27 protein-coding genes are annotated in these 26,996 nt (G+C 65.6%); 6 read left to right on the top strand and 21 right to left on the bottom strand.

The window, feature by feature from the left end:
• Window positions 1–109 precede the first annotated feature (109 nt).
• Complete coding sequence (locus BXA07_RS11590; RefSeq protein WP_139335537.1) at window positions 110–928, top strand: hypothetical protein; 819 nt, start codon at window positions 110–112, stop codon at window positions 926–928.
• A gap of 209 nt (window positions 929–1,137) precedes the next feature.
• Here BXA07_RS11590 and tal read toward each other — a convergent pair whose 3' ends face one another.
• The 3 genes from tal to zwf all read right to left on the bottom strand — a co-directional run bounded on the left by tal (window position 1,138) and on the right by zwf (window position 4,566).
• On the bottom strand, window positions 1,138–2,073 hold the full coding sequence (tal, locus tag BXA07_RS11585; RefSeq protein ID WP_076568090.1) for a transaldolase: 936 nt from the start codon (window positions 2,071–2,073) through the stop codon (window positions 1,138–1,140).
• 78 nt (window positions 2,074–2,151) lie between these two features.
• Window positions 2,152–3,006, bottom strand: coding sequence for an SIS domain-containing protein (locus tag BXA07_RS11580; protein ID WP_071075885.1), 855 nt, complete (start codon window positions 3,004–3,006; stop codon window positions 2,152–2,154).
• An 87-nt stretch (window positions 3,007–3,093) separates the two neighbouring features.
• Complete coding sequence (gene zwf / locus BXA07_RS11575; RefSeq protein WP_076568089.1) at window positions 3,094–4,566, bottom strand: glucose-6-phosphate dehydrogenase; 1,473 nt, start codon at window positions 4,564–4,566, stop codon at window positions 3,094–3,096.
• 2 nt (window positions 4,567–4,568) lie between these two features.
• On the opposite strand from zwf, the gene BXA07_RS30115 reads away from it, so the two are divergent.
• Entirely contained in the window at window positions 4,569–4,910 is a 342-nt protein-coding gene (locus BXA07_RS30115; protein WP_139335536.1) for a hypothetical protein, read from the top strand.
• A 210-nt stretch (window positions 4,911–5,120) separates the two neighbouring features.
• The gene (locus BXA07_RS11570; protein WP_076568088.1) at window positions 5,121–6,074 is read left to right on the top strand and encodes a chemotaxis protein; all 954 of its coding nucleotides are present in this window, start codon (window positions 5,121–5,123) and stop codon (window positions 6,072–6,074) included.
• Window positions 6,075–6,143: 69 nt separating this feature from the next.
• Here BXA07_RS11570 and BXA07_RS11565 read toward each other — a convergent pair whose 3' ends face one another.
• Together BXA07_RS11565 and pgi are read right to left on the bottom strand one after the other, a co-directional pair.
• A complete protein-coding gene (locus BXA07_RS11565; protein ID WP_076568087.1) occupies window positions 6,144–7,040 on the bottom strand; it encodes an SMP-30/gluconolactonase/LRE family protein in 897 nt (298 codons plus the stop codon).
• Between the two features lie 14 nt (window positions 7,041–7,054).
• Window positions 7,055–8,719 carry a glucose-6-phosphate isomerase gene (gene pgi, locus BXA07_RS11560; protein WP_076568086.1) on the bottom strand — a complete coding sequence of 555 codons (1,665 nt, stop codon included), beginning with the start codon at window positions 8,717–8,719 and terminating at the stop codon, window positions 7,055–7,057.
• A 311-nt stretch (window positions 8,720–9,030) separates the two neighbouring features.
• On the opposite strand from pgi, the gene edd reads away from it, so the two are divergent.
• From edd to BXA07_RS11545, 3 genes are all read left to right on the top strand, one after another.
• Window positions 9,031–10,944 (top strand): phosphogluconate dehydratase, encoded by a 1,914-nt coding sequence (edd, locus tag BXA07_RS11555; protein WP_076568085.1) that lies wholly within the window; start codon window positions 9,031–9,033, stop codon window positions 10,942–10,944.
• Between the two features lie 3 nt (window positions 10,945–10,947).
• Window positions 10,948–11,577, top strand: a complete 630-nt coding sequence (eda, locus tag BXA07_RS11550) for a bifunctional 4-hydroxy-2-oxoglutarate aldolase/2-dehydro-3-deoxy-phosphogluconate aldolase (RefSeq protein ID WP_076568084.1) — start codon at window positions 10,948–10,950, stop codon at window positions 11,575–11,577.
• Between the two features lie 62 nt (window positions 11,578–11,639).
• Complete coding sequence (locus BXA07_RS11545; protein WP_083708173.1) at window positions 11,640–12,152, top strand: hypothetical protein; 513 nt, start codon at window positions 11,640–11,642, stop codon at window positions 12,150–12,152.
• A 6-nt stretch (window positions 12,153–12,158) separates the two neighbouring features.
• Here BXA07_RS11545 and BXA07_RS11540 read toward each other — a convergent pair whose 3' ends face one another.
• The 16 genes from BXA07_RS11540 to BXA07_RS11465 are packed head-to-tail and all read right to left on the bottom strand — an operon-like array spanning window position 12,159 to window position 26,965.
• Window positions 12,159–13,196 (bottom strand): LytR C-terminal domain-containing protein, encoded by a 1,038-nt coding sequence (locus BXA07_RS11540; protein WP_083708172.1) that lies wholly within the window; start codon window positions 13,194–13,196, stop codon window positions 12,159–12,161.
• Between the two features lie 13 nt (window positions 13,197–13,209).
• A complete protein-coding gene (locus tag BXA07_RS11535; protein WP_076568081.1) occupies window positions 13,210–14,157 on the bottom strand; it encodes a type II secretion system F family protein in 948 nt (315 codons plus the stop codon).
• Window positions 14,158–14,176: 19 nt separating this feature from the next.
• Window positions 14,177–15,151 (bottom strand): type II secretion system F family protein, encoded by a 975-nt coding sequence (locus BXA07_RS11530; RefSeq protein ID WP_076568080.1) that lies wholly within the window; start codon window positions 15,149–15,151, stop codon window positions 14,177–14,179.
• Window positions 15,152–15,161: 10 nt separating this feature from the next.
• On the bottom strand, window positions 15,162–16,529 hold the full coding sequence (locus tag BXA07_RS11525) for a TadA family conjugal transfer-associated ATPase (protein WP_076568079.1): 1,368 nt from the start codon (window positions 16,527–16,529) through the stop codon (window positions 15,162–15,164).
• 24 nt (window positions 16,530–16,553) lie between these two features.
• Window positions 16,554–17,705, bottom strand: a complete 1,152-nt coding sequence (locus tag BXA07_RS11520) for a CpaE/TadZ family protein (RefSeq protein WP_076568078.1) — start codon at window positions 17,703–17,705, stop codon at window positions 16,554–16,556.
• 22 nt (window positions 17,706–17,727) lie between these two features.
• Window positions 17,728–18,246, bottom strand: a complete 519-nt coding sequence (locus BXA07_RS11515) for a TadE/TadG family type IV pilus assembly protein (RefSeq protein ID WP_076568077.1) — start codon at window positions 18,244–18,246, stop codon at window positions 17,728–17,730.
• 10 nt (window positions 18,247–18,256) lie between these two features.
• Complete coding sequence (locus BXA07_RS11510; protein ID WP_076568076.1) at window positions 18,257–18,724, bottom strand: TadE/TadG family type IV pilus assembly protein; 468 nt, start codon at window positions 18,722–18,724, stop codon at window positions 18,257–18,259.
• 7 nt (window positions 18,725–18,731) lie between these two features.
• A complete protein-coding gene (locus BXA07_RS11505; protein ID WP_076568075.1) occupies window positions 18,732–20,279 on the bottom strand; it encodes a TadE/TadG family type IV pilus assembly protein in 1,548 nt (515 codons plus the stop codon).
• A gap of 46 nt (window positions 20,280–20,325) precedes the next feature.
• On the bottom strand, window positions 20,326–20,613 hold the full coding sequence (locus tag BXA07_RS11500; RefSeq protein WP_076568074.1) for a hypothetical protein: 288 nt from the start codon (window positions 20,611–20,613) through the stop codon (window positions 20,326–20,328).
• A 9-nt stretch (window positions 20,614–20,622) separates the two neighbouring features.
• Window positions 20,623–22,233, bottom strand: coding sequence for a type II and III secretion system protein family protein (locus BXA07_RS11495; RefSeq protein ID WP_076568073.1), 1,611 nt, complete (start codon window positions 22,231–22,233; stop codon window positions 20,623–20,625).
• 22 nt (window positions 22,234–22,255) lie between these two features.
• Window positions 22,256–23,104 carry a Flp pilus assembly protein CpaB gene (cpaB, locus tag BXA07_RS11490; protein ID WP_076568072.1) on the bottom strand — a complete coding sequence of 283 codons (849 nt, stop codon included), beginning with the start codon at window positions 23,102–23,104 and terminating at the stop codon, window positions 22,256–22,258.
• Window positions 23,101–24,447 carry an ATPase gene (locus BXA07_RS11485; protein ID WP_076568071.1) on the bottom strand — a complete coding sequence of 449 codons (1,347 nt, stop codon included), beginning with the start codon at window positions 24,445–24,447 and terminating at the stop codon, window positions 23,101–23,103. The genes cpaB and BXA07_RS11485 overlap by 4 nt, the downstream gene beginning before the upstream one ends.
• Before the next feature lie 33 nt (window positions 24,448–24,480).
• A complete protein-coding gene (locus tag BXA07_RS11480; protein ID WP_076568224.1) occupies window positions 24,481–25,101 on the bottom strand; it encodes a methyltransferase family protein in 621 nt (206 codons plus the stop codon).
• 39 nt (window positions 25,102–25,140) lie between these two features.
• Entirely contained in the window at window positions 25,141–25,728 is a 588-nt protein-coding gene (locus BXA07_RS11475; RefSeq protein WP_212592289.1) for a prepilin peptidase, read from the bottom strand.
• The gene (locus tag BXA07_RS11470) at window positions 25,725–26,795 is read right to left on the bottom strand and encodes a phosphatase PAP2 family protein (protein ID WP_076568069.1); all 1,071 of its coding nucleotides are present in this window, start codon (window positions 26,793–26,795) and stop codon (window positions 25,725–25,727) included. Before BXA07_RS11470 ends, BXA07_RS11475 begins: the two co-directional genes overlap by 4 nt.
• A complete protein-coding gene (locus BXA07_RS11465; protein WP_076568068.1) occupies window positions 26,792–26,965 on the bottom strand; it encodes a Flp family type IVb pilin in 174 nt (57 codons plus the stop codon). The genes BXA07_RS11470 and BXA07_RS11465 overlap by 4 nt, the downstream gene beginning before the upstream one ends.
• Window positions 26,966–26,996 lie beyond the last annotated feature (31 nt).

Raw genomic sequence — 26,996 nt, 5'->3', positions numbered from 1 at the left:
ATTAGTAACTTTCTTCTGAGAAAGCATTCTCTTGAGAAATATTGCATAATATTCGGCGTTAAATTTTTGGCATGTGCCAAGGATGCGTTACATTTTTTACTGGAACAGCATGCAATTGAATCACGCTCTTGTTTTGACCCTCGTCGCCGGCTCACTGGTTGCCTGCGGCGGTGGCGGCTCGTCTTCCCCAGCGGACCCGGCTGTTGCCGTAAACCCGCCCGTCGCGCCAACGGCCAGTGGCGACAGCACGGGCTCCGTCAGCGCCCGTTTCGCCAGTGGCGACAGCAGCCGTTTCGTCTTGACGTCGATAGGCTTGCAGAGCAATGGCAAGGCTGGCGCGCTGGTACAGGATGCGTCCGGCGCCTTGAGCACCATCGGCGGCATCGTCTTTACGGGCAACCCGGCCGTGACGCGCGAGATCAGCGGCGACGCGACCTTCGCGCAGGGGCGCTGGTTCAAGGGCGCGTTCAGCAGCAGCACTGGCGCCACGACCTTGACCGGCAACAATGCCAGCGCGCATTACGTCGCCTACAATGTGCTCGCCGCGCTGCCAGCGAGCGGCACGTTCGCCTGCGATGCGGGCACGTTCACGGCGCCAAGCTACACGGGCGGCAGCAGCGTCCCGTCGGGCGCCGACTTCGGCACGGCCAGCGGCAATGCCAGCATGGCTTTCGATGCCTCCGGCGCCAAGGTCGTACTGGCCATCGACGCCAGCGCCGGCGGCAGCACGGGCAAAGTAACGGCTTCCACCACCATTGCTTCACCGGCGTCCAGCGGCATCACCGGCGGCTATCTGTCGGGTGGCACGGGCGCGCAGCTGGTGCTGGGCGACGGCGGCACCGGCCGCTACCTGCTGCTGGCGGCCTACAAGGTGCAACTGGCGAACGGCGGCAACTATCAGGGCGTGGCCACCTTCCGCTGCTCCTGATGACGCCTGACGGCACCTGCTGCGCGTCGTGATTTGCGGCCGGCGATGCTCGCTGTGCTACAGCACAGTTGTGCTTCTCGGCCACACCTCCCTGCCGCTCGCAATGGTGCCGTCAGTCGCCGTGAGGCCAACGAGGACGACTCCAATAAAAAAAGCGGCGTCCGTGCAATGCACGGCGCCGCTTTTTTTCGCCCGTTGTAATGATGCGATTACCGCAGCGCGGCGATCATCTGTTTCAGCTTGCCGGAATCGACGCAGAAGGCGCGGATGCCCTCGGCCAGCTTTTCCGTCGCCATCGCGTCTTCATTCATCATGAAGCGGAAGGCTTCCTCGTTCAGCGACATCTGCACGATGTTGGTCGACGGCGCCGCCTCGGCGCTCAGCTTGCGTTCCACGGGCGCGTCGCTGTCGGCCAGCTTTTGCAGCAGGTCGGGGCTGATGGTGAGCAGGTCGCAGCCGGCCAGTTCGAGGATTTGCGAGGTGTTGCGGAAGCTCGCGCCCATCACCTCGGTCTTGTAGCCGAACTTGCGGTAGTAATTGTAGATGCGCTTGACCGATTGCACGCCCGGGTCTTCCGCGCCCACGTAGTCGATGCCCGTCGACTTCTTGTACCAGTCGTAGATGCGGCCGACGAACGGCGAAATGAGCTGCGCGCCCGCTTCGGCGCAGGCGATGGCCTGGGCCAGCGAGAACAGCAGGGTCATGTTGCAGCGAATGCCTTCCTGTTCCAGGATGGCGGCGGCGCGGATGCCTTCCCAGGTGGAGGCGATCTTGATCAGCACGCGCTCGCGTGGAATGCCAGCGTTCGAATACAGGGCAATCAGGTCGCGGCCCTTGGCCACCGTGCCTTCCGTGTCGAACGACAGGCGCGCATCGACTTCGGTGGAGACGCGGCCGGGGATGGTTTGCAGGATCTCCACGCCAAACGCGATCAGCAGGCGGTCGATGATGTCGCCGTTGGAGGCGTTCGGATGGTCGCGCACGGCCTTCTCCAGCAGCGGCTTGTATTCATCCTTCTGCACGGCTTTCAGGATCAGCGACGGATTCGTCGTCGCATCGCGCGGCGTGTAGGCCTGGATCGATTGGAAGTCGCCGGTGTCGGCCACCACGGTAGTAAATTGCTTCAGTTGTTCGAGTTGGTTCATGGCTGCACGGGAAAGAGTGAATGGGCTTGCCGAAGTATTGTACCTAATCCGGCAAGTCCGCCTGTGCTCTTTATTGCCTCAACCGATGAAGGAATCGAACTGCATGTCGAATTCCTGCAAGGCCTTTTGCGCATTCTGCATCTTCTTGCGGAATTCCGGCCCGCGCTGCAGGGCCAGGCCCACGGCCAGCACGTCGATCACCACCAGGTAGGCCAGGCGCGCCGAGATCGGGGTGTAGGGGTCGGTGTTGAAGACCAGGTCGATCGGGATCAGCACGGTCGCCAGGTCGGCCAGCGGCGTGCCCGACGGCGCGAGCACGATCACGTCGGCGCCGCCGCGGCGCGCCAGCTTCACGGAGCGGACGAGGGCGGGGCTGTTGCCGCGCTGCGAGATGGCCACCAGGCAGTCGCCGCCGCGCAGCAGGGCCGCCGCGATGCTGTGGATGTTCGGGTCGCTGTAGGCCACCGTCGGCACGCCCGAGCGGAAGAACTTGTGCTGCGCGTCGGCCGCCACGATGCCCGACGTGCCCTGGCCGTAGAATTCGATCTTGCTGGCGCGCGACAGGATGTCGAGTGCGCGCTGGATCGCTTCCGGGTTCAGGTTGTTGCGCAGGTCGAGCAGGGTGTTGATCGAGCGGCTGCAGATTTTATTCACCAGGTCGGCCGCCAGGTCGTCCTGCGCCGGCTGCTCGTTCGCGCCGGGCATGGCCAGGGCCAGGCCCTGCGCCAGCTTCAGCTTGAATTCATGCCAGCCGTCGTAACCCAGCGTGCGGCAAAAGCGCACCACGGTCGGTTCCGACACCTGCGCGCTCTTCGCCAGCGCCGTGATGTTCTGGCTGACCGTCTGGTTGGGCTGGTCTAGCACGGCCAGCGCGACCTTCTTCTCCGACTTGGAGAGCGAATCGAGCTGGGTGCGGATGGAATCAAGCAGCATCAGGGTAGTCTTCTGGTAGGTGTTCAGGATTGTAGGGATGATAGATAAAGGGCCTGCCCACCTGCTGGCAGGCCCTTGCCTTGCCTGTTAATCCTCAGGCAAGGCCTCTTCACGCCACTGCAAGCCGTCGCGGCCGATCAGGGCGCTGGCCGCGGCCGGGCCCCAGGTGCCGGCCGTGTACGGAATCGGCGCGCTGTCGTTCTGTTCCCAGTTGTCGAGTATCGGCTCGACCCATTCCCAGGCCGCTTCCAGTTCGTCACCGCGCATGAACAGGGTCAGCTGGCCGCGCAGGACGTCGAGCAGCAATCGCTCGTAGGCGTCCATGCGCGGGGTCTTGAACGATTCGCGGAAATCGAGTTCCAGTTCCGCCGGTTTCAAGCGCATGCCGTCGCCCGGAGTCTTGGCCATCAGGTTCATGCGCAAGCCTTCGTCGGGCTGCAAGCGGATCACCAGGCAGTTCGGCTGGAAGCTCGACGTGGGCTGGTTGAAGATCGAGTGCGGGATCTGCTTGAAGCGCACGACGATCTCGGCCAGGCTGTCGGCCATGCGCTTGCCCGTGCGCAGGTAGAACGGCACGCCGGCCCAGCGCCAGGTGTCGATTTCCGCCTTCAGCGCGACAAAGGTTTCGGTGCGCGAATGTTCGGGCGCATCCGGCTCGTCGCGGTAGCTCGGCACGGTGGCGCCGTCGACATGCCCGGCGCGATACTGGCCGCGCACGATGTTTTGCGCCAGGGTGGTCGGTGTGAATTTCTTGAGCGAGCGCAGCACTTGCAGCTTTTCATCGCGCACGGCGTCCGGCGCGATCGAAGTCGGCGGTTCCATGGCGACGATGCACAGCAGTTGCAGCAAGTGGTTCTGCAGCATGTCGCGCAGCGCGCCCGAGGTGTCGTAGTAGCCCATGCGGTTGCCCACGCCCAGTTTCTCGGCGATGGTGATCTGCACGTCGGAAATCCATTCGCGGCGCCACAGCGGTTCGAACAGGATATTGCCGAAACGCAGGGCCAGCAAGTTCTGCACGGTTTCCTTGCCCAGGTAATGGTCGATACGGTAGATCTGCGATTCCTGGAAGACCTTGCCCACTTCGGCGTTGATCTGCTTGGCGCTGGCCAGGTCGCGGCCCAGCGGTTTTTCCAGCACCACGCGCGAATTCGGCGTGACCAGGCCGTTTTCTTCCAGGTTGTCGCAGATCAAGGCGAACAGGTGCGGCGGCGTGGCCAGGTAGTACACGCGGGTCAGGTCGGCGCCGTCGCGCAGCGCTTCGACCAGCGGGGCGTAGGTGGAGGCGTCGCTGGCGTTGAGCGACACGTACACGATGCGCGCGCAGAAGCGGCTCCAGGTAGCGGCGTTCAGCGTGCTGGCCTTGATGTGCGGGCGGGAGTTGCTTTCCACCATTTTCAGGAAGGCGTCCTGGCCGCTGTCCTGGCGGCCCACGCAGATGATGCGCGCCGTCGGCGGCAAATCGTTCGCGACGTCGCGCGCATACATGGCAGGCAGCAATTTGCGCATTGCTAAATCGCCGCTGCCGCCAAACAGGACCAGGTCAAAATCGGTAAGAGCCATAAGTGAGTGTCGTCGCAAAAGTAAAAGAGCCGGAGCGGGAGGAGGCCGACCGGAAGTGCCAGTCTGTCGCTACTGAAATCGGTGGTGTAAATTTACTACGCAGAACCATCAATTGCAAGAAATTTTACTACATTCCATGTGCTTGCGTCGCAGTTTTGCCCTGTCTGCCCGCGCTGGACTGCCGCGCGGCCATTATATGCCCTTCGCCGCCGCTGGCGCACGGCGCATGCGCCGTCCGACTTTTCAAAGCAACCATGGTTGCAGGGGAAATATTTGATGCTTTTCGTCACGATTTGCGCTATAGCAACAGAGAAGTCAAGAAATGCTGTCAGGATGGCGGCTGACGGCGTAAAGTAGCTTTGAGGAAAGTAAAAAACCGTATAATTCAGACTCAAATCGACGCAACTATCGGTAGTACGCAGTTGCGCGATTACTGCACCGCAGCGCCGGCCATGCCCCGAACCCGCCTCCCGACGTCCATGCGGCGTGCAGTCAGTACTGTCCGCATCGCGGGCAGGCAGACCTAACTTTACAAGACGGCTCAAGGGGACACAATGAATTCAATGCAGCAGGATGTCGATGAACGCACCAGCCTGACAGGCAATAATAAATTTGAACTGTTCCTGTTCAAGCTGGGCACCAGCGATCACTCGACCAGCCGCGAACTGTTCGGCATCAATGTGTTCAAAGTCCGCGAAATCATGGAGATGCCGGCTATCACTGCGGTAGCCGGTTCCCATCCCCATATGTTAGGCGTGGTCAACATCCGCGGCCAGATCGTGCCCGTGATCGACTTGCCGATGGCAGTCGGCTGCAAGAGCAGCGGCTTGAAGATCCTGATGGTGACGGAGTTCGCGCGCTCGACACAGGCGTTTGCCGTGGAAGAGGTCGATGAAATCGTGCGCCTGGAATGGAACCAGGTCCTGTCGGCCGAATCGAGCGTGGGCGGTGGCCTCGTCACCAGCATCGCGCGCCTCGATGGCGACACGGACAAGACGCGCCTGGCGCAAGTGCTTGACGTAGAACAAATCCTGCGCAACGTGCTGCCGTCGGGCGACCCGGACGTGGACGAAAACAGCATCGGCCCGCAAGTGCGCCTGCCGGCCGGCGCCGTGATCCTCGCGGCCGACGATTCCTCGCTGGCCCGCTCGCTGATCGAAAAAGGCCTCGAAGCGATGGGCGTGCCCTTCATCATGACCAAGACGGGCAAGGAAGCGTGGGAGCGCCTGCAAGCGATCTCGGCCCAGGCGGCCACGGAAGGCAAGACGGCGAAAGACAAGGTCGCGCTGGTGCTGACGGACCTGGAAATGCCGGAAATGGATGGTTTTACCCTGACGCGCAACATCAAGAACGACGGCCGCTTCGCCACGATACCCGTGGTGATCCACTCGTCGTTGACGGGCTCGACCAACGAAGACCACGTCAAGGGCGTGGGCGCCGACGGTTATGTGGCCAAGTTCGTGGCAGCCGAACTGGCCGAGACGATCCGTAAGGTACTGGCCCGCTAATCCGGTGGCCGCTTGTTAAAAAGCGCCGGTACCCGCGAGGGGCCGGCGCTTTTTCATGCTGGCAGGCGTTTACGCCTGGTATGGTGTTTCCGGCTGGCCCGCCACGTCCACGCGCACGGACAGCACGTGCCCCGTCAACGGGTAGTGTGCGATTTCCTCTGCCGAGCGGTTGTGGCTGGCGCTGGTGATGTACAGGGTGCGCAGGTCCGGGCCGCCGAACGTCACCATGGTGGGGCAGCGCACGGGGACGGCGATCTCGCCCAGCAGATGGCCATCGGGAGCGAAGCGCAGGATCTTGCCGCCTTCAAACATGGCCGCCCAGTAATTGCCTTCGCTGTCGACGGCCGCGCCATCGGGGCGTCCGCCGTAATCAAGCGCTTTCTTGTCCGTGGAAAAGCGCTGGAACGGGTGCGGTGCGGAAATGGCGCCCGTGGCCGCGTCGAAGTCGAAGCGGTCGATGCGGTGCGTGGTGGTATCCGAGTGGTACATGGTGCGCTTGTCCGGGGAAAAGCCCAGGCCGTTCGACACCGTCATGCCGCCCGACCAGACCTTGCGCACATTGCCCTTTTCCAGCACGAACATTTCCGCCGCATCGGCGCTGCGCGGCTCGAAAATCGTGCCGACCCAGAAGCGCCCGGCCGGATCGACCTTGCCGTCATTGAAGCGCGTGGTGGCCATGTCGAACGGCGCCGGGGCGATTTCCGCCAGGCTGCCCGTCTTCGTGTCGAGGTGGGCGAAGCCGCTGCGCAGGGCGACGATCAGGCCGCCGCCCGCGTTGATCGCCAGCGCCGACGGTTCCGTCGGCATGTTCCACTGTTCATGCTTGCCGCTGGCCGGGTGCAAGCGGTGCACGGCGCGGCCATCGATGTCGACCCAGTACAGGGCCGCTTCCTTGCCATGCCAGAGCGGGCATTCGCCCACTTGCATGGGCTTGTCGCTGACTACTTTGATTTCGTAAATATTCATAAACCTCAATTAAGTTAATACGCCGCCTTGGCGGCTTTCGCCAGCGCGATCAAGCCATTGGTCGAGCTGTCGTGGTGGTCGGGACGGGCTTCGCCCGTCAGCTCGGCCTGGATTTTCTTGGCCAGCACCTTGCCCAGTTCCACACCCCACTGGTCGAAACTGTTGACGTTCCACAAGACGCCCTGCACGAAGGTCTTGTGTTCGTACAGGGCGATCAGGGCGCCCAGGGTGGTCGGGGTCAGCTGGTCCATCAAGATGGTGTTGCTGGGGCGGTTGCCGGGGAAGGTCTTGTGCGGCACCAGTGCCTCGATCTCGCTGTCCGGCAAACCCTGTGCCTGCAGGTCAAGGCGCACTTCCTCGGCCGTCTTGCCCGTCATGAAGGCTTCCGACTGGGCGAAGCAGTTCGCCAGCAGGGCATCGTGGTGGCCCGGCAAGTCGTGCGTGGCGCGCAGGGCGGCGATGAAGTCGATGGGCGTGATGTCCGTGCCCTGGTGCAGCAGCTGGAAATACGCGTGCTGCGCATTCGTGCCGCAATCGCCCCAGATGACGGGGCCGGTGGGCACGTCGACAGGCACGCCATCCTTGGTGACGCCCTTGCCGTTGCTCTCCATGTCCAGCTGCTGCAAATAGGCGGCAAAGCGGCTCAGATCCTGGTGGTAGGGCGCGATGGACACGGAGCCGCAGTCGAGGAACTGGCGGTTCCAGAAGCCCACCATGGCGAGCACGACGGGCATGTTGTCTTCCAGCGGGGCCTGGCGGAAGTGTTGATCCATCGCATGCGCGCCGGCGAGGAAATCGCTGAAGTATTCAAAACCGACCGACAGCGCCACGGCCAGGCCGATCGACGACCAGACGGAATAGCGGCCACCCACCCAGTCCCAGAACGGGAACATGTTTTCCGGCGCAATGCCGAAGTCGACGATGGCTTGCGTGTTGGTCGAGACGGCCACGAAGTGCCTGGCCAGGTCTTGCTCTTGGCCTTCGAGCAGGAACCAGGCGCGCGCCGTGTTAGCGTTGAGCATGGTTTCGGCTGTCACAAACGTTTTCGAAGCCACGATGAACAGGGTCGTTTCCGGATCGACCTTCGACAGGGTCGCTTCCATGTCGTGGCCGTCGACGTTGGACACAAAGTGCATTTCCAGGCCGGGGTTGGCATACGAGCGCAGCGCCAGGCAAGCCATCTTCGGCCCCAGGTCCGAGCCGCCGATGCCGATATTGACGATGTCGCAGATCGGTTTGCCTGTGTAGCCGAGCCAGCTGCCATTGCGCACTTTGTCCGTGAACGCTTTCATTCGCTGCAATACATCTTGCACATCGGCATCGATATCCTGGCCATCGACCACCAGCCGGGTGCCGCGCGGTGCGCGCAAGGCCGTATGCAGAACGGCCCGATGTTCGGTAAGATTGATTTTCTCGCCGGTGAACATGGCTTCGCGCTGCGCCTCCACGCCGCGCTCGCGGGCCAGGTCCATCAGCAGTGCCATGGTGGTGCTGTCGACCCGGTTCTTCGAGTAATCGAGCAGCAGGCCGGCCGCATCCACCGTCATGCTGGAAAAGCGGGCGGGGTCTGCCGCGAACAGCTGGCGCAGATGCACTTCGCGCAGGCTGGCGCTATGCGCTTGCAGGGACTGGAAACTGGCGGTGGCGGTGATGGCGGGAGTAGGTGCTGGCTGGCGCATGGCGGTCGGCTTGGGTGCTTGTCTCGGTTGAAAGGGGCGGGGGTTCCGGCGTTGGTATGAGAATAATACATCAGAAAAACGTAATTTCACTACAGTTTGTGCAGGCGCATGGCATTTTCAGCATTTTTTCACCGTTTTCTCCGCGCTGCATTAGATAGGAAGGCAAGACGGATGGACGTGGCGCGCTGTTGTTTTGCCTTGAAAGGTCGTGGAAAAATGGATTATTTTCGCCACTGGCCACGGCAAGAGTGCTTCTGCGTGACCATTTTGTAGTAAAATTTCACGAAATACTCATTTTTAAGGAAATCCATATGGCGCTGCATCCAGTAGTCGAATCCGTAACAGCGCGCATCATCGCGCGCAGCCGGCCATCGCGCGGCGCCTACCTGGCGCATCTGGATGCGGCCCGCATCCAGGGCGTGCAGCGCGGCGCCCTGTCGTGCACCAACCTGGCGCACGGCTTTGCCGCCTTTCCCGCCAACGACAAACTGTCGCTGAAAGAGTACAAGAAGCCGTCCGTGGCCATCGTTTCCTCGTACAACGACATGCTGTCGGCACACCAGCCTTTTGAGGGCTTTCCGCAGATCATCAAGCAGGCCGTGCGCGAGGTGGGCGCCGTCGCCCAGTTCGCCGGCGGCGTGCCCGCCATGTGCGATGGCGTAACGCAAGGCCAGCCGGGCATGGAACTGTCGCTGTTCTCGCGCGATACCATCGCCATGTCGACGGCCGTGGCGCTGTCGCACAATATGTTCGATGCGGCGCTGTACCTGGGCGTGTGCGACAAGATCGTGCCGGGCCTGTTGATCGGTGCGCTGCACTTCGGCCACTTGCCGGCCGTCTTCGTGCCGGCCGGTCCGATGACGTCGGGCCTGTCGAACCAGGAAAAAGCCAAGGTGCGCCAATTGTATGCGCAAGGCAAGGCCACGCGCGAAGACTTGCTCGAAGGCGAGTCGAAAGCCTACCACGGCGCCGGCACCTGTACTTTTTATGGTACCGCCAACAGCAACCAGATGCTGATGGAAGTGATGGGCCTGCACTTGCCGGGTGCCGCCTTCATTACGCCGAACACGCCGCTGCGCGATGCGCTGACCAAGGCCGCCGCCCAGCGCGCGGCCGGCATCACGGCGCAAAGCGCCAATTACTTGCCAGTCGGTCATATTGTTGACGAGAAATGTATCGTCAACGCCGTCGTCGGCTTGCTGGCCACGGGCGGTTCGACCAACCACACCCTGCACCTGGTGGCGATTGCCAAGGCGGCCGGCATCGTCATCGACTGGAACGATTTCAATGAATTGTCGGCCATCGTGCCCATGCTCACGCGCATCTACCCGAACGGCGACGCCGACGTGAACCATTTCCACGCGGCCGGCGGCACCGGTTATCTGATCCGCGAACTGCTGGACGCGGGCCTGTTGCACGAGGACGTCAACACCATCCTGGGCCACGGCTTGCGCGCGCACTGCATGGAACCGTTCCTGGGCGAAGACGGCAAGGTCTTCTGGAAGGATGCGCCGGCCGCCAGCGCCGACGAAAACGTGCTGCGCCCGGCCTCGAACCCGTTCGCGCCGGACGGCGGCATGGTGCTGGTGGCGGGCAACCTGGGCCGCGCCGTGATGAAGGTCTCGGCCGTCAAGCCGCAGCACCGCACGGTGGAGGCGCCTGCGCTGGTATTCAATTCGCAGGAAGACTTCATGGCCGCCTACAAGGCCGGCACGCTGGACCGCGATTTCGTCGCCGTGCTGCGCTTCCAGGGCCCGCGCGCCAACGGCATGCCGGAACTGCATGCACTCACGCCCGCGCTGGCCAACCTGCAGGATGCGGGCCGTCACGTGGCGCTGGTCACCGATGGCCGCATGTCGGGCGCGTCGGGCAAGGTGCCGGCCGCCATCCACGTCTCGCCTGAAATCCTCGCCGGCGGCCCCCTGGGCCTCGTGCGCGACGGCGACATCATCCGCCTCGACGCCTTCACGGGCGTACTGGAGGCGCTGGTGCCGGCCGACGTCTGGCACGCCCGTGCGCTGGTCACGGCCGACCTGTCGCCGAACCACATCGGCATGGGCCGCGAGCTGTTTTCCATGTTCCGTTCCACCGTCAGCGCGGCGGAAGAGGGTGCCACCACCTTCGGCCTGCCGTCGCCGATTCCCACCACCGTCGCCTTGCACGACGCCGACAATGTCGGCGATACCGTGCCGGGTTCCGATGAAGACTTTTTGGCTAGGAAATAAGAGATGACCATGACACTACTGGAAATTATGCGCACCTCGAGCGTGATCCCCGTGATCGCGATCGACGACCCCGACCACGCCGTACCGCTGGCGCGCGCGCTGGTGGCGGGCGGCATCCGCGTGCTGGAAGTGACCCTGCGCACCAAGCACGGCCTGGAAGCGATTCGCGCCATGTCGGAAGTGCCGGGCGCCATCGTCGGCGTGGGCACCCTGACCCGTCCCGAGGAATTCGCCCAGGCGCGCGATGCGGGCGCCGTCTTCGGCGTCTCGCCGGGCCTGACGTCGGCCCTGGTGGCGGCGGCGAAAAGCAGCGGCCTGCCCCTGCTGCCGGGCGTGATGACGCCCGGTGAAGTGATGGCGGCGCGTGAAAACGGCTTCCAGCAGCTGAAGTTGTTCCCGGCCGTGCCGGCCGGCGGCATCGGCATGCTCAACGCCATCTACGGCCCGCTGCCGGACATCACCTTCTGCCCGACGGGCGGCATCTCGCAAGAGACGGCGTCGCAGTTCCTGGCCTGCAAGAACGTCGCCTGCGTGGGCGGTTCGTGGCTGACGCCGAAAGACGCGATCGCGGCCGGCAACTGGGACCGCATCACGGAAATCGCCAAGGCTGCCAGCGGTCTTCGATTGGCTTAAGCGGTACTGGCGCGGCAGGCTTTACGCCTGCCGCGCTTTCTTCTCTTCTTCTTATGCGAGTCTTGCGCCGCCCCCTCACCATCGGCGAAACCGCCATGGCCCGCAGCGTCTTCCAGGGCGCCATCGACTACGCGCGCGTGCGCGTGGTGCGCGGCTCCTTTCTGCCGTTCGGCCTGCAGGACCAGAATACGGCCATGACGCCGCGCGGCAGCCTGCATTTCATGCCGGCCCAGTACCGCGACGATTTTTCCCGCGAAGGCAATGGCGGCAAGCTGTTCTTCATCCACGAAATGGTGCACGTGTGGCAGTACCAGCTCGGCTACAGCGTGCTGCTGCATGGCGTGCTGCTGGCGCTGCGCGGCGGCTACATCGGGCAGCGCGCCTACCGCTACGATGCGCAGGCCGGCGGCGTCCTGTCCGACTTCAACATGGAACAGCAGGGAGACATCATCGCCCACTATTTCGGCGCGCGCCAGCTGGGCATTCCCGCCTACGTGGCGCAGCTGCCGCAGCTGCAGGACATCCTGCAACGCTTCTTGCTCGACCCGGCCGACCGCACGCTGCTGCCCCGCTAAGCGCTCCTAGGGCGCCAGGTTCGACGCCAGCAGCGGCGCCGCTGCCCGCAGGCCCGCGACCGCCACGGCATCCTTGCCCAGCAACAGACGCAGGTCGGCGTTGCTGCCGATGCCCGCGCCGTCGTCCTTCTCCGCCTGCAATTGCGGCATGCCGCCGAGCGCCTGCGCCAGCGCGGCCGCGTCGGCGGCATGGCCGGGCCGGTAGACGATGCTGCTGGCCTGCTGCCCGTAGGGGCGCTGGTTGCCCAGCCTGAAGACGGCGATGCCCATGCCGCCCAGCAGCTTGCGCATGCGCGCGGCCATGCCCGCTTCACCATTCCCGTTGATCACTTCCAGCCTCGCCTTGTTTGCCAGCGCCACCGCTGGCGCAGGCGCGGCCTTTGCGGCGGCTGCCTGCATGGCAGCGCTGGCAGCCACGGCGGGTGCCTCGCGCCAGCCCAGCACAAAGATGTTGGGCTGCAATTGCGTCAGTTGCAGGCGCGTGGCTGGCGCGCTGGGCGCGGGCGTCGGCGCCAGGTCGGGTGCGATGGCGGCCGTTGTCGTGTCGAGCGTGCTGACACTGCGCGCCAGCGCCGCGATGGCCAGGTCCAGGTTGGCGCGCGCCGGCTGCTGGCCGTTGTCGAGCTGCAGCGACTGGCGCAGCACCGTGGCCGCCTGGGCGTAGTCGCCCTGCAGGTACAGCACGTAGCCGAGGTTGTTGTAGGTCCTGGCCGTGGGCGCCTCGTGCGCCAGTGCCTGCAGCATGGTGCGCGCCGTTTCCAGCTGGCCCAGCTGGGCTTGCAGCACGGCGGCGCCATTGCGCGCATCGGGCGAGACGGGGTCGAGCAGCAGCGCGTCGTGGTAGGCGGCCAGCGCGGCGCGCGGGTCGCCCAGTTCCTGCATGCGCTTGCCCAGCTTGCAGTATGCGGCAGCGCGCGTGGCTGGGCTGGTGTCGCTGCGCGCCTGGGGCGGCGCAGCGTGGTTGGCCGGGGCGGGCAGGTTGCCGCAGGCGGGCAGCAGGCCGGCGCAGGCCAGCATGAGCATCAATGAGGTGTGCTGTGACATGGCGATTCTCCGGTCAGCTGCCGCTGCCCATGCTGGGCAGGAGCACGCGGTAGATTTGCAGGAAGGCTGGCCCCATCAGGACGACCAGCAGCGAGGGAAAGATGAAGAAAATCAACGGAAACAGCAGCTTGAGGGCGATTTTCGCCGCCTCTTCCTCGGCGCGCTGGCGCCGCTTGGTGCGCAGCTGGTCCGACTGCACGCGCAGCGAGGCGGCGATGCTGGTGCCGAAGCGCTCGGCCTGGATCAGCATGGCCACCAGCGCGTCGACATCCTCGACCCCCGTGCGCAGGGCCAGATTGCGCAGCGCGCGCTCCTTGGTGTTGCCGGCACGCAGCTCCAATATCACCAGGTGCAGTTCCTCGGCCAGCACCGTGCTTTTCAGGGCGATCTCGGCGGCGACGCGGGCCAGCGCCGCGTCCATGGCCAGGCCCGCTTCCACGCACACCGTCATCAGGTCCAGCGCATCGGGAAAGCTTTCGAAAATCTCGCGCTGGCGCCGCTTGATCATTTGCGCCAGCACAATATTGGGCAGGTAATAGCCGATGGCGGCCACCGTCAGCAGCCAGAACAGGATCGCCTTGCCGGCCATCTGATGGCCCGATGCGCTCAGCCCGAGGAACAGCAGCAGCGGCAGGCCGATGGCCAGCATGGTCTTGGCGGAAAAGAACAGGATGGGCGTGGCAGCCTGGCGCAGGCCGGCATTCATGAAGCGCCGGCGCATCACGGAGTTTTCCCAGCCCTGCTCGGGCAGCGACAGTTTTGCCAGCGGTCCCGTCAGGCGTACCATGCGCGCCAGCCAGGGGTTGGGTGCCGACGCGCCCGGCGACGGCGCGGCCTTGCCGGCGGCGTTGTCGAGGCGCTGGCGCAGCGGGTCCGGCGAAAAGCTGCGCAGGGCGAGCAATGCGGTGCCGAACACGGCAATGAAGAGCAGGGCGAGAAATGCGATATTCACGGGATTCATGAGAGTTCTCCTTGCTGGCTCAGACGCGGATGCGGATGATGTTGCGCATGACAAAGACGCCGCATACCATCAGCAGCAGGGCGCCGATCAGCATCTTGCGGCCGCCCGGATCGACAAACAGCATTTCCAGGAATTGCGGGTTGGTCAGGTGGATCATGGCGGCCGCGCCGAAGGGCAGCAGCGACAGTATCCAGGCCGACAGCCGGCCCTCGGCCGACAGCACGCGCACCTGGCCCAGCAGCTTGATGCGTTCGCGGATGATGCGGCTGATGCTGTCGAGCAATTCGGCCAGGTTGCCGCCCGTTTCGCGCTGGATCAGCACGGCGATGACGAAGTAGCGCAGGTCGGTGCTGGGCACGCGCGTTGCCAGGTTCATCAGGGCATCGGGCATGGCGATGCCGAAATTGACTTCATCGAAGGTGGCGCGAAATTCCACGGCCAGCGGCGCGTTCATTTCATCGCCGACCATCTTCAGGGCCGTGGGAAAGGCGTGGCCGGCCCGCAGGGCGCGCGCCATCAGGTCCAGCGCGTCGGGCAACTGCTGTTCGATGCGCTGCAGGCGCTTGGCCTTGGCGCGCAGGACCACCAGCAGCGGCAGCAGGGCTGCTCCGGCCACCAGCGGCAGGCGCAGGGCCCATGGCACGCTGAAATAGCTAAGCAGCAGAAACGCGGTGCCGGCCGTGGCCAGCATCACCCCGACGAAGCTGGCCACGCTCCAGGTCAGCCCCGATTGTTCCAGCAGGCGGTCGAGCGCATGCACGCGGGGCACGCTGAGCAGCAGGCGCTGCAGGGCCGGCGTTTCGCTCAGCAGGCGCTTCTTGATCATCGAGCTGCCCGTCTCGCCATGCGCGCCGGCCGACATGATGCGCAGGCGGCGCGCGACTTTTTCCGCTTCCGGGCCGCGTGCGCTGTTCCACGCCAGGTACAGGCCTTCGATCAGCAGCACCACGGCGATGAAGGTGAGGATGGCGAATACGTAGTAAAGATAGTCCATGGCGTTCCCCTTAGTGGTACTGGCGGGCAGGATCGAACAGGGTCTCCGGCAGGGTGATGCCGAAGGCGCGCAGGCGCTCGAGGAAGCGGGGGCGCACGCCGCTGGCATGGAAATGCCCTTGCACGCTGCCGTCTTCGGCGATGCCCGTCTGGCGGAAGGTGAAGATTTCCTGCATGGTGATCATCTCGCCCTCCATGCCCGTGATTTCCTGGATCGAGGTGACCTTGCGCTTGCCATCCGTCAGGCGCGATACCTGCACCACCACGCTGATGGCGGAGCTGATCTGCTGGCGCATGGCTTTCACGGGCAGGGCGGCCGAGGCCATGCTGATCATGTTTTCCAGCCGCGTCAGCGCATCGCGCGGGGTGTTGGCGTGGATGGTGGCCATCGAGCCTTCATGCCCGGTGTTCATGGCGCCCAGCATGTCGAGCGCCTCGGCGCCGCGCACCTCGCCCAGGATGATGCGGTCGGGGCGCATGCGCAGCGCATTGCGCACCAGGGCGCGCTGCGTCACCTCGCCCTTGCCCTCGATGTTCGGCGGGCGCGTTTCCAGGCGCACCACGTGCGGCTGCTGCATCTGCAGCTCGGCCGCATCCTCGATGGTGACGATGCGCTCGGCCGCGCTGATGAAACCGGAAATGGCGTTGAGCATGGTGGTCTTGCCGCTGCCTGTGCCGCCCGAGATCAGGATGTTCATCTTGGCCTTGCCCAGCGCCTGCAGGACGGTGCTCATTTCCTCGGTCAGGCTGTGCTTGAGCATCAGGTCGGCCAGGCGCAGGGGCTGGGCCGAAAAGCGGCGGATCGACATCACCGGGCCGTCGATGGCCAGCGGCGGGATGATGGCGTTGACGCGCGAGCCGTCCGGCAGGCGCGCGTCGACCATGGGACTCGATTCGTCGATGCGGCGGCCCACGCGCGAGACGATCTTGTCGATGATCTTCATCAAATGCGCATCGTCGGTGAAGCAGATGTCGCTCAGTTCCAGGCGGCCATGGCGCTCGACATACACCTGGCGGTAGTTGTTGACGAGGATGTCGGACACGCTGGGATCGGCCAGCAGCGGTTCGAGCGGGCCGAAGCCCAGCACCTCGTCCTGGATGTCGCGGATCAGCGAGCGCCGTTCCAGGTCGTTGATCACGACATTGTCTTCCGTGAGCACGTCGCTGACGAGGATCTTCAGCTCCTCGCGGATCTGCTCGCGCGACAGGCGCTGCATGCCTTCCAGGTCGACGCGGTCGAGCAGGGCCTGGTGGGTACGGTGCTTCAATTGCTGGTAGCTCTGGCTGGCGGCGCCCTGGTGCGCGGCGCCGTCATTCAGGCTGGCGTCATCGTGGGCGTAGCCCAGGCGGTCCCGCAAGGTGAGTTTTTCGGCAGTCATGGTCGGTCTCCGGTGAATGGGGAATCAGGCGCGCGCCAGCAGGCGCGCCACCCAGCCTTGCGCGGCCGGCGGCGTCTCGCCGGCCAGGCTGGCGGCCAGTTCCTGCAGGGCGCGCGAGACGGGATTGTGCGGCGCCAGCTTGAGGATGGGCACGCCCTGGCTGACGGAGGCCGCCACCGCCTCGTAGTGGTTGGGGATGGATTTGTAGACGTGCTTGCCGTACGCCGCCTCCAGGTCGGCCACGCGGATGCTGTCGCTGCTGGCATAGCGGTTCAGGATCAGGCGGATCTTGTCTTCGCGGTAGCCGAGGCCGCGGAACACGTCGAGCAGGCGCTTGCCGTCGCGTACGTACGGCAGGGTCGCCTGCAGCACGGGGAAGATCAGGTCGGCCCGGTCCAGCGCGCGCACGCTGACGGCGTCCAGGCCCCGTCCCACGTCGAGCAGGATGTAGTCGTACTGGCTGCGCGCCAGCGTCAGCAGGCGGTCGATATGGTCCGCTTCGATGTCCGTCGCATGGGCGGGGTCGTCGGCGGCGGCCAGTACGCTGTAGGACGGCGTGATCTGGATCATGCTGGCGTTCAGCAGCGAGGCGTCGAGGCGCAGTATCTGCTGCGACAGCTGCGACAGCGTGGTGGCCGGCTTGTGGTCCGAGACGAACAGGGCAGCGTCGCCGAATTGCAGGTTCAGGTCGAACAGCGCCACCTTGCGCTGGTCGCCGGCGGCCAGCGCATAACCGAGGTTGGCGGCGATGAAGGTGGCGCCGCTGCCCCCCTTGCATGACACGAAGGCCAGCACCTGGCCTTTGCGCGTGACCTGCTTCTGCAGTTTGTCCTCGATGCGCCGCAGCGCCGCGCACAAGGCCGCATCATCGTCGGGCGGCAGTACTTCGCGCACGCCGGCGCGCATCGAGCGCAGCAGGAATTGCGGGCTTTGCTGAGGACACTGCAGGATGATGGCCAGGGCCGGGTGGCGGCCGCCCAGCAGCTCCAGCCGTTCCAGCTCCTCCTCGCCGATGTGTTCCTGTTCCAGCAGCAGCAGGTCCGGCGTGATGCCGTTGTCGAACATGTCCGGCGTGCTCGCCAGCAGCGAGACGCGGTCGGCCGCGCTGCGTTCGCGCAGCAGACGGGTCAGCCGCTTGAGCTGGGCTTCATTCTTCGAAACGATGACGATATTCACTTGGTGCTCCCGGTAATGGCGTTCAGTTGATCTGGAAACCCAGGCTTTCGGCGTGCATGACGACTACCGAGGCGGGCAGGGCGATATTGAGGAAACCGAACAGGCTGACCATCGGCGTATAGCTGACGTTGTCGATCGACACGCGCACGCTGTCGATGCAGCTGGCCGTGCGCGTGATGTCGCCGCAGGCCGACAGGTTGTCGCCGGGGTCGGCTGGCGCCAGCGTCACTTCGGCGCCGCTCTTGTTCAGGTAGCTGATGGTGATATTGGCCGCCGTGACCTCGGGCGCGGCCGGCAGGGCCGTGCCGCCGAACAGGGCCAGCGTCTTGACGGTGTCGGTCTGGTCGATCCAGCGCACCACCGCCTCGCGTGCGGCGCGGCGGCTCACTTCCTGCACCGTGTTGTACAGGTACAGCAGGCGGCCGAATTCCAGGATGGCGAACAGCAGCGTGAAAAACAGCAGCGCCACCAGGGCGAATTCGACGGCGGCGGCGCCTTGCTGGCGGCCGGCCCGGGTAGCGGGGGGGAGGCGGTGGCGCATGGCGTTCTCCTTACAGCATGTAGCGCATGGTGGTGCGCGGCGCCAGCGGCGTGTTGTAGCTGGTGGCAGAGCCGATCACGAAGGGCAGGTACTGGCCGACGGACAGCGTGTAGTTGACAACCTCGACGCGGATGCCGCCGGGCGCCGTGCCGTCGGTGCAGCTGCTGTCGCCGAAACTCGCGTCCAGGCAGGTGACCGTTACGTTGGCCGTGGTGAAGCCGCTGATGCCGGCGCTGGTGGCGGCATCGACTACCGTCTGCCTGGCGGCGGGCACGCCCTGCGAGGCGATGCTGGCCTTGGCCTTGACGGACATGTTGCGCGCCGCGTCGCGCGTGGCCTTGGTCAGTGCGTCGTAATACCAGAAGGCGCGGCCGAAGCCGAAGATGCCGGCCAGCAGGGTCACCAGCAGGGCCAGCACGATGCCGAATTCGACGGCGGCGCCGCCGCGCTGCCTGAGATGGGAAATGGGAGTACGCATGGCCGCCTCACTTGTAGAGCTTGATTTCGGAATTCGGCACGGGCTCGATCAGGCCCGCGAACTCGACGTCGAGGCGCTTGGTGCCGCCGCTGAAATCGGCTTTCATCGTCATGAAGAATTTGCCGATGCCGACGGCGTTCATGCTGCCGCACGAAGCCGGCCCCACGGGCGCCGTGCGGCAGTCGACCAGCACCACGTTGAGGATGCGCCGGTTGCGCTGGCCCGGATGGGCCACCGATGGCGCCTGGAACGTGGGGCCGCTCGTCTGGTTGTATGGCGACGGCGGCGTGCCGGCCGGGAAGGACGCGTCGGCGCTGACGGGGTAGCTGGCCGTGTCGAAGTAATTTGCCTTGGTGGTGTTGTACATGGGATTGGCGTTGCCGTCCGTGACGCTGTACGCCGTGCCGGCCTTGGCCGGCGTGGCGCCATTGCTTTGGTAGGCGGGGCCGTAGGACCACAGCACGCCGTAGCCGGCGAACTGGGCGAACGTGGCCGAGGGAACTGGCACGCTGCCTGTCGATGGCAGCTGGTAGTTCGGCTTGTTGCCGGCCAGGCTGACCGACTGCTGGCTCGGCACGGTGCTCGCGCCCGGCTGCATCCAGCCGGTGGGCGGCGAATTGGCGGCAGTGGCGGCGCACGGCGAGCTGCCCACGCAGGGATATTCCTTGATGTTGCTGTCGGGCGGCGCCGTCATGGGGTCGCACACGGAGGGCGAGGAATAATCGTCGAAGCGCGAGTTGAGCGAGGCGGCCAGCGAGGCTGTCAAACCCGTGTTCGTGTACACCTGGCCCGTGCCGCTGGTGATGACGGCGCTGCTGCCCGTGCACATGAACGGCGCGGTGGAGGCGGCGCTCGCGTGCGAGGCGCTGCAGCTGCCGGGCGGCGCGTCGACGGGGTTGATCAGGTAGGGGTCGGACGAGCCGCCCAGCGGATTGAGGCCGAACAGGTTGTAGGTGACGCCGCGGCGAAAGCCGAATTCCACCAGCTCCGTCAGGCCCGTGCCGGCCGGAGCGGCCGGATACGTGTATTGCGCCGTCTTGTTGGCAGGGTCGACGGCGCACACGCCGATGGGCGTGACGTCGTTGACGAAGCGGCCCGCCACCGCCACGCCCGAGGTGCTGGTGCTGGCGATGCCGGCGATGCCCATCAGGTAGGTGGCGAAGGTCTTGCTGCCCGTGTCGACGCGGATGAAGGTCTGGCCCTGTGGGCTGGTGCGGGCGCTGGCGCCGGACGACCAGGGGCCGTCGGGGCCGGGGCCGAAGCTGATGTTGGCCGCCGTGATGGTCAGCGCGGTGGAAAAGTCGTAGCGGTTCTTCTGCGCGATGGCGATGGCCTGGGTCTGTGCATTGTCGATGCCGGCCGCGCTTTGGTTGAGCTCCACGGCCCCTGCCAGCGCGGCGCTGTCGGCGCCGTTCTGCAGCTCGGCCTTGGCGATGTACAGGTGGCCCAGGTCCAGCACCAGGCCGCCCATGGCAAACAGCACCACCAGGGTCAATCCGAGCACGATGGCGATCGCGCCCTGCTGCTTGTCGTGCCTGCGAAATGAGGTGTGCATGTGCTTCTCCTGGTGGCCTGGGGGGAGTTCGCCGCGTGGCGGACGCTTACTGGCGCGAGCCGACGCCGATGGCGAAGACGTTGGTTTGCGGTTCCGGCGTGCTGAACGATTTCTGGTAGCGCTGGTAGGCGCTCACGCCGGATTTGCCGTCCATGCCGCTGACGGGGTCCGTGTTGCGGTAGGCGTCCGGATACATGATCTGCTGCGCCTTGAGCAGGGCCACGGATTCGCCGAAATGCGAGTCGAGCACGGGCGTGGTGGTGGCGGCGCAGCCGGCCAGCAGCGAGAGCAGCGACAGCAGGGTGGCGCAGGGCAGGCAATGTGCGGTTTTCATGGTGTTCTCCTATTTGAGGTCGAAGCCGGCGGCGGCAGGCTGGGAAGCGGCCGCTTGCGGCTGCATGGGGGCCGCAGGTACCGCTTCCGGTGCCGCTGCAGGCGTGGCGGCGGGCGCAGTACCTTCCATTTTTCCCTGCATGAACATGTCGCCGCGCGTCGGCTGCACGTATTCGTCGGTGGGCAGCTTGTAGTCGGCCGGCAGCGGCTTGACCAGTCGTGGCGTGATGATGAAGACCAGTTCCGAGCGGTCCGTCTGGAAGTCCGTGCTGCGGAACAGGGCGCCCAGCACGGGCACTTCGCCCAGGCCCGGCAGGGCCTTGATGTTGCTGGTCACGTTGTTCTTGATCAAGCCGCCGATGGCGAAGCTCTGGCCGTCGAACAGCTGCACCGTGGTGGTGGCGCGCCGCGTCGTGAACGAGGGCAGGATGGCCGTCGTCGAGATGCCGGTGGCGGTGATGCCGATGCCGTCCTTGTTCAGGTCGGACACTTCCGGCGCCACCTTCAGGTTGATGCGGCCCCCTTCGAGCACGGTGGGCGTGAATTTCACGGCCACGCCGAATTCCTTCTCTTCCAGCGTGATGGTCGGCACGCCGCCGTTGTTGGTCTGGCTGACGGGGATGAAGATTTTGCCGCCGGCCAGGAAACTGGCTTCCTGGCCGCTGATGGCCATGATGTTCGGCTCGGCCAGTACCTTGATCAGGCCATCGCGCTTTTGCGCGTCGAGGTTGAAGAAGTTGTTCTTGCTGGCGCCGCTCAAGCCGCTGGGATTGTTGCTGAGCAGGCTGGACAGCAGCGAGTACGACCAGCTGCCGATGGTCTTGTTGATGCCCAGGCTGGCGCCGAGCTGGTCGACCAGTACTTTCGACACTTCGGCCACCTTCACTTCCAGCATCACCTGCTGCGGCGCGGCGATCGACAGCAGGTTGATCACGCGCGGGGCGGCGGCATCGGGCGTGGCTGCGGGGGCGGCCGCTGCGCCGGCGGCAGGGGCGGCAGGCGCGGCGCCGGAGCTGGCGGAGCTGCTGCGCGCGCTGCGCTGCACGTAGGCGTTCGCCAGCGACAGGGCCTGGTCGGCCTTGACGGCATCGCTGACCATGCCCGACAGGATCAGGGTGTCGCCCGCCACGGTGATGTGGATGTTCTTTTCATTCGGCAGCAATTCGCTCATGCGCGCTTGCAGGCTGCTGCTGTCGATGCCGACGGCCAGGTCGATGATGGTGGCGTCGTTGTTCTTGTTCCACAGGATCAGGTTGGTGGTGCCGACGGAGCGTCCCAGCAGATACACCTCGCTGGGGTTGAGCAGGATCACGTCGGCGATGCGCGGGTCGCCGACGGACATGCGGCTGGCGGCGAACGGCAGGCGCATCAGGGTCGACTTGCCTTCGGCCAGGCTCATTTGCGGCGCCATTTCGGTGCGCCCGGCGCGCGAATCGCTTTGCGGCGGCGTGGCCTTGGGACGGGCGGCGGCGCGGCTGCTGCGGGCAGCGCCCGCTTCGGCGGCAACGGCGGTAGCGGCGAGTGGTTCGCTGCGCGCCTGGGGCGCCAGGGCGCCGATCATGGCGAGGGCAAGCGCCAGGCTCAGTACCCGGCTTCCGCTTGCTGTGCAATTTGTGCTCATGGCATGACTCCTCTGGTGCAGGTTAGAATTGTTGGGAGCTGCGTTCCAGCCCCTTGATGACATCGACGCGGGGGCCGGCCTGCGGCGCGGGTGCGGCGGCGGGACGGCGGCGCAGAACCGGTTTGGCCTGCACCATGGCGGCAGGGGCGACGGCGGCGGCTTTTTCGTCGAGCAAGCTGGTCTTGGTGGCGCCGTCCGTGTTGACGGGCTTGTCCTCGACCTGATTGCGCAGCACCAGCGACAGGGTGCCCACGCTGCGCGCCAGGTCGAGCTTTTCCGCCTGCTCCGGCGTCAGCTCCAGGGTCACCGCGTTGACCACCTTGGGCTTGGTATCGTCGCGGCTCGATTCCTGGGCGATGGCCAGCACGAGTATGCGTTCGAGCACGATCTTGGAAATGTTCGGATCGCGGTCCGGCGTCTTGCGGGCGCCCTCGCCCTGGGTGTTGACGAGGATGTCGACGAAGTTGCCGGGCAGGGCGAAGCCGGCCACGCCCACCACATCGTTGACGCGCACGGTCATGGCGCGCTTGCCTTCGGCGACGACGGCCGACAGGCCGCCCTGGGTGCCCGGAGGCGCCAGCTTGCCTTCCATGATCGGTTCGCCATGCTGGATGCTGGTGCGCGTGACGCGCGTTTCCAGCAGCTTGGGATCGTTGATGGCGCCCGGCGGCAGCGCGTTCGACGGCCAGTCCACCATGCGCACCATGTCGGGCGTGATGCGCGCCCCCAGGCTGATGTCGACCTGGGCCACGGCCACCTTGTTGATGTTGCCCGAGGCTTGGGCATTGATCCAGCGCGCGGCCACGATGACCGCGGCGAACGCCAGGATGACCGCAATGGCCATCATCGTCAGAGCGCGTGCGTTTCTCATTTTGCTTCCCCTTTTTGCTGGACCGCTGCCGGTCCGGTGTGTGTGCTTGCAAGGTCGTCATCGCTGCCGAAATAGTTTTCCCAGGCCCAGAACAGGACTTCCGGGGACAGTCGCGCCGGATGGTCTTCATAGCGTGCCTGGTCGCAGACCTGCGCCAGAATGTCACGCGGATAGCAGGCCAGCAGTGGCCTCTTGTAGAGGCTGTGCAGGTGCAGCAGGTAGGTGTACGAGGCTTCGTCGTAGTTGATGCCGAGCTGGGCGCAGGTGCTGCGGAACACGGCCAGGTAGTGGTAGGCGCTCAACGGACCCACATGGATCTTGTAGCCGATGCGGCGCAGGAAGGAGTCGTCGGCCAGCTGCTGCGGCGCCAGGTTCGAGGAAAACACGACGATCACGTCGAAGGGCACGGGGAATTTGTAGCCCGTGTGCAGCGACAGGTAGTCGATATGGCGCGCCATCGGCACGATCCAGCGGTTCATCAGCTCCACCGGCGAGCAGCGCTGGCGGCCCAGGTCGTCGATGATGAAGATGCCGTTGTTGGCCTTCAGGTGCGGCGGCGCCTGGTACAGGCGGGCGCCCTGGTCGAACTGCAGGTCCAGCATGTCGAGCGTCAGTTCGCCGCCCGTCAGCACGGCGGGACGCTGCGTGCGCACCCAGCGCGGGTCGGACGGCACGGGCCCCTTGTTCGACAGGGTGTGCAGCATGGGGTCGAGGAAGGGCAGTACCTCGCCGTCGACCATCACGGCATGCGGCAGGGCGATGGCGCCGCTGAGCAGGCCGTTCAGGCGCTCGGCCAGATAGCTCTTGCCGCTGCCGGCGGGGCCGTGGAAGAACAGGGCGCGCCCGGAGTTCATGGCCGCGCCCAGCTGGTCGAGCACCGCCGAACTGGCCACCACGTCGCGGAATTCGCGCAGCACGTCGTCGCGGGTGACGTGCATGTGGGCCACGCTCTGCGCCAATACCTGGTTGCTGTAGTCGGCCAGGGTGACGGGGGCGGGGCCGCTGTAGGCGTTGCGGCGCAGGTACTCGGCGGCGCGCAGGCGGCCCTGGTCGCCCAGCTGGTAATACAGGTCGGCGTCGGTGCCGCTGCTGCCGTTGCGGCGCGCTTCGCACAGTTTTTCGGCACGCATGAAGGCGAGCAGCGGTTCGAGCACGCCGGCGCCCAGCTTCACATGGGTCGACAGCGCCGGCAGGCCGACCTGGCCGCGCAGGAAGAGTATTTTGACCAGCAGTTCGACCAGGAACAGGAAGGGCAGTCCCGTTTCCTCGACCGTGCGTGGCGCGCGCCTGGCTGCCGGCTCGATGCCGCCGCCGTCGCTGCGTTCTGGGTAGGTGTCAGGCATGATGTGTACTCCTCTTGCTTGGATGGCCGGATATCAGAAAATGAAGGGCAGCAGGCGGTACTTCACCTGGCGCATGTAGACGCGGTAGCGCACGTCGGTGGCCAGGAAGCGCTCTTCGCGCAGCAGGCGCGCCACCAGCATCGAGATCGTCGCGACGTAGGTCACCGTATTGGCGGCCGAGGTATTGGCCAGCAGGTAGCCGCTCAGGGAAATCAGGTAGCTGGCATACAGCGGATGGCGTATGACGCGGTAGACGCCGCCCGTCTTGATGTCGCGCTGCGCCGCGACCAGGCCGAAGCTGCGGTTCAGCGACAGCAGGCCGGCGATCTGCAGCAGGCTGCCGACGGCCAGCAGGTAGCGCGCGCCTGGCCAGATGGCCATGTCGGATGGCGCGAAGAGGAAGGGGGCGAAGGTGGCGCCGATGGCCAGCAGCCAGTCGCCCGCATCGGTGGAGACGCTGACGGGCGCCGAGCGCACGATGAAAAACAGGGCCGCCAGGGTTTCTGCGGCGCAGAACAGCAGATAGCTCCAGTCGCCGCTGTGCAGGTAGCCCACCACATGGGCGGTGGCGAAGACGGTCCACAGGACGGCCATGGTGATGCTGGTGAGCAGGCTGGCGCGTCGGGAGTGGCACAGGGTGGCGAGGGTATCCATGATCATGTCCTTTAGTGGGGGTGACCGGAGCGGCGCATGTCAGCGCAAGCTCCACAGGTGCGTGTAATGCAGGAAGACCTGCAAGCCGGTGCCGCTGGCGATGGCAAAGGCGTAGGCCAGCTTGCCGGTCGCCGCTGGCGGCTCGGCGATGGTGGCCGCGCCGCCGGCCAGGCTGTGCAGCAGGGCGCCCAGCATCATGTGATAGGTGTTTTTCAGCACCTGGCGCAGGCGCTGGCCGGCCAGTGCGGCGGCCAGGGCCAGTACGCCGCCGCACAGGAACGTCAGCAGGGCCGCTTCCAGCACGGCATCGGGGCCCAGGAAGGCGCCGCACATGGCCATCAGCTTGACGTCGCCGGCGCCCAGGGCGCGCAGCAGATACATGGGCAGCAGCAGTGCCAGTCCGGCGCCGGCGCCGGCCAGCGCCTGCAGCAGGCCCAGGCCGCCGAAAGGGGTGTCGAACAGGCCGGCGCCGGACGGCACGAAGCTGTTCAGCAGCAGCCCCGCCAAGGTACCCCACAGCACCAGCTGGTTGGGGATGCGGCGCGTGCGCAGGTCATGCCACAGCGCGGCGGCGAGCAGGGTGGCCAGCACGGCCAGGCACAGCAGCATGGGGAGGGGGGCGTTCATGATGTGAGCCCTCCCTTGCTCATGCAGGGCACCGTGGCCATGCTCACCGCGGGTACCGCCGCCTGGCTTCCCAGCATGCGTCCCACCAGGTGCCAGACCAGTGCCGCGCCGGCTGCTCCCACGTAGCCGTCAACGGCGTAGTGCCAGCCCAGGTGGATGGAGCCGAGCAGGATCAGCACGGCGAAGGCGGACAGGGCGATCCCGGCGGCGCGGCTGACCCGCCAGCCCATCATGGCCATCAGCACGGCCGTGGCCACATGCATGCTGGGCATGGCGGAGATGCCCAGATCGCCGTTCGCGCCCTTGCTTTGATAGCCTTGCCACAGCATCTCCTGCACCTGCAGGGCCCAGACGGGGATGTGCTGGTTGGCTTCATGCAGGTAGGCCATCAGCGGCGCATACGGGTCGCTGCCGTGCAGGTGGCCGTAGTAGCAGGGGCCGACGGAGGCGAACAGCACGGCCATGATGCTGCCCAGCGCGATCCAGGTCAGCGCAAAGCTGAGCAGGAACTGCATGCGCAGCAGCGGGCGGCGGGTATCGAGGATGAGCCAGTACAGCACGGCGTAAAACAGGAAGAACCAGAAATGGTAGGAAAAGTTCAGCAGGGCCGTCACCAGCGGATGGCCCAGCAGCGGCTGCAGCCTTTCCCACGGGGCCACGCCGCCATGCAGGGCCATGTCCCAGCCGGACAGGGTGGCGTCCCAGGTGTAGGGGTGCAGGCGCGGGATGGCGGCCTTGAAGACGGTGAAGCTGGACGCGAAGATGGGGATCAGCAGCATGGCCGGCAGCGCGTGCAGCAGGCGCTCGTTGCTCAGGTAGCGGCGCAGATCATGGTACAGGTAGTGGCACAGGCGGTGCGGACGCTGCACCACCATCACGCGGATGGTGTAGCCGCACAGGATGAAGACGGGGCCCGTGAGGATGGCCACGAGGAAGCCGGCCAGCACGTTGAAGATGTCCGATGGGCTGGGCAGGCTGCCGGCCAGCACGGTGGCTGCGGCGGCGTACAGCAGCACGATCAGCAGCAGGGCGCGGTGGGTGCGCAGCGAGGCGCGCAGGGTGTTCATGACAGGGCCAGGACCACTTGGTCCTTGACGTAGACAAACAGCAGCCTGACCTGGTCACCGAGCAGCGTGATCGTGAGCACCAGCACTGCCGCTATCAGGCCGGCCAGCAGCGCGTACTCGATCGCTGTGACGGCTGACTCGTCGGATACACGGGTGAAGAGAGATTTCACGATGGGCCTCGCTATGCGTCGTCAAGGTGGG

This window comes from Janthinobacterium sp. TND4EL3 (genome assembly GCF_900156175.1).
GTDB lineage: Bacteria > Pseudomonadota > Gammaproteobacteria > Burkholderiales > Burkholderiaceae_D > Janthinobacterium.
This window is presented reverse-complemented; position numbering and strand designations above follow the sequence as displayed.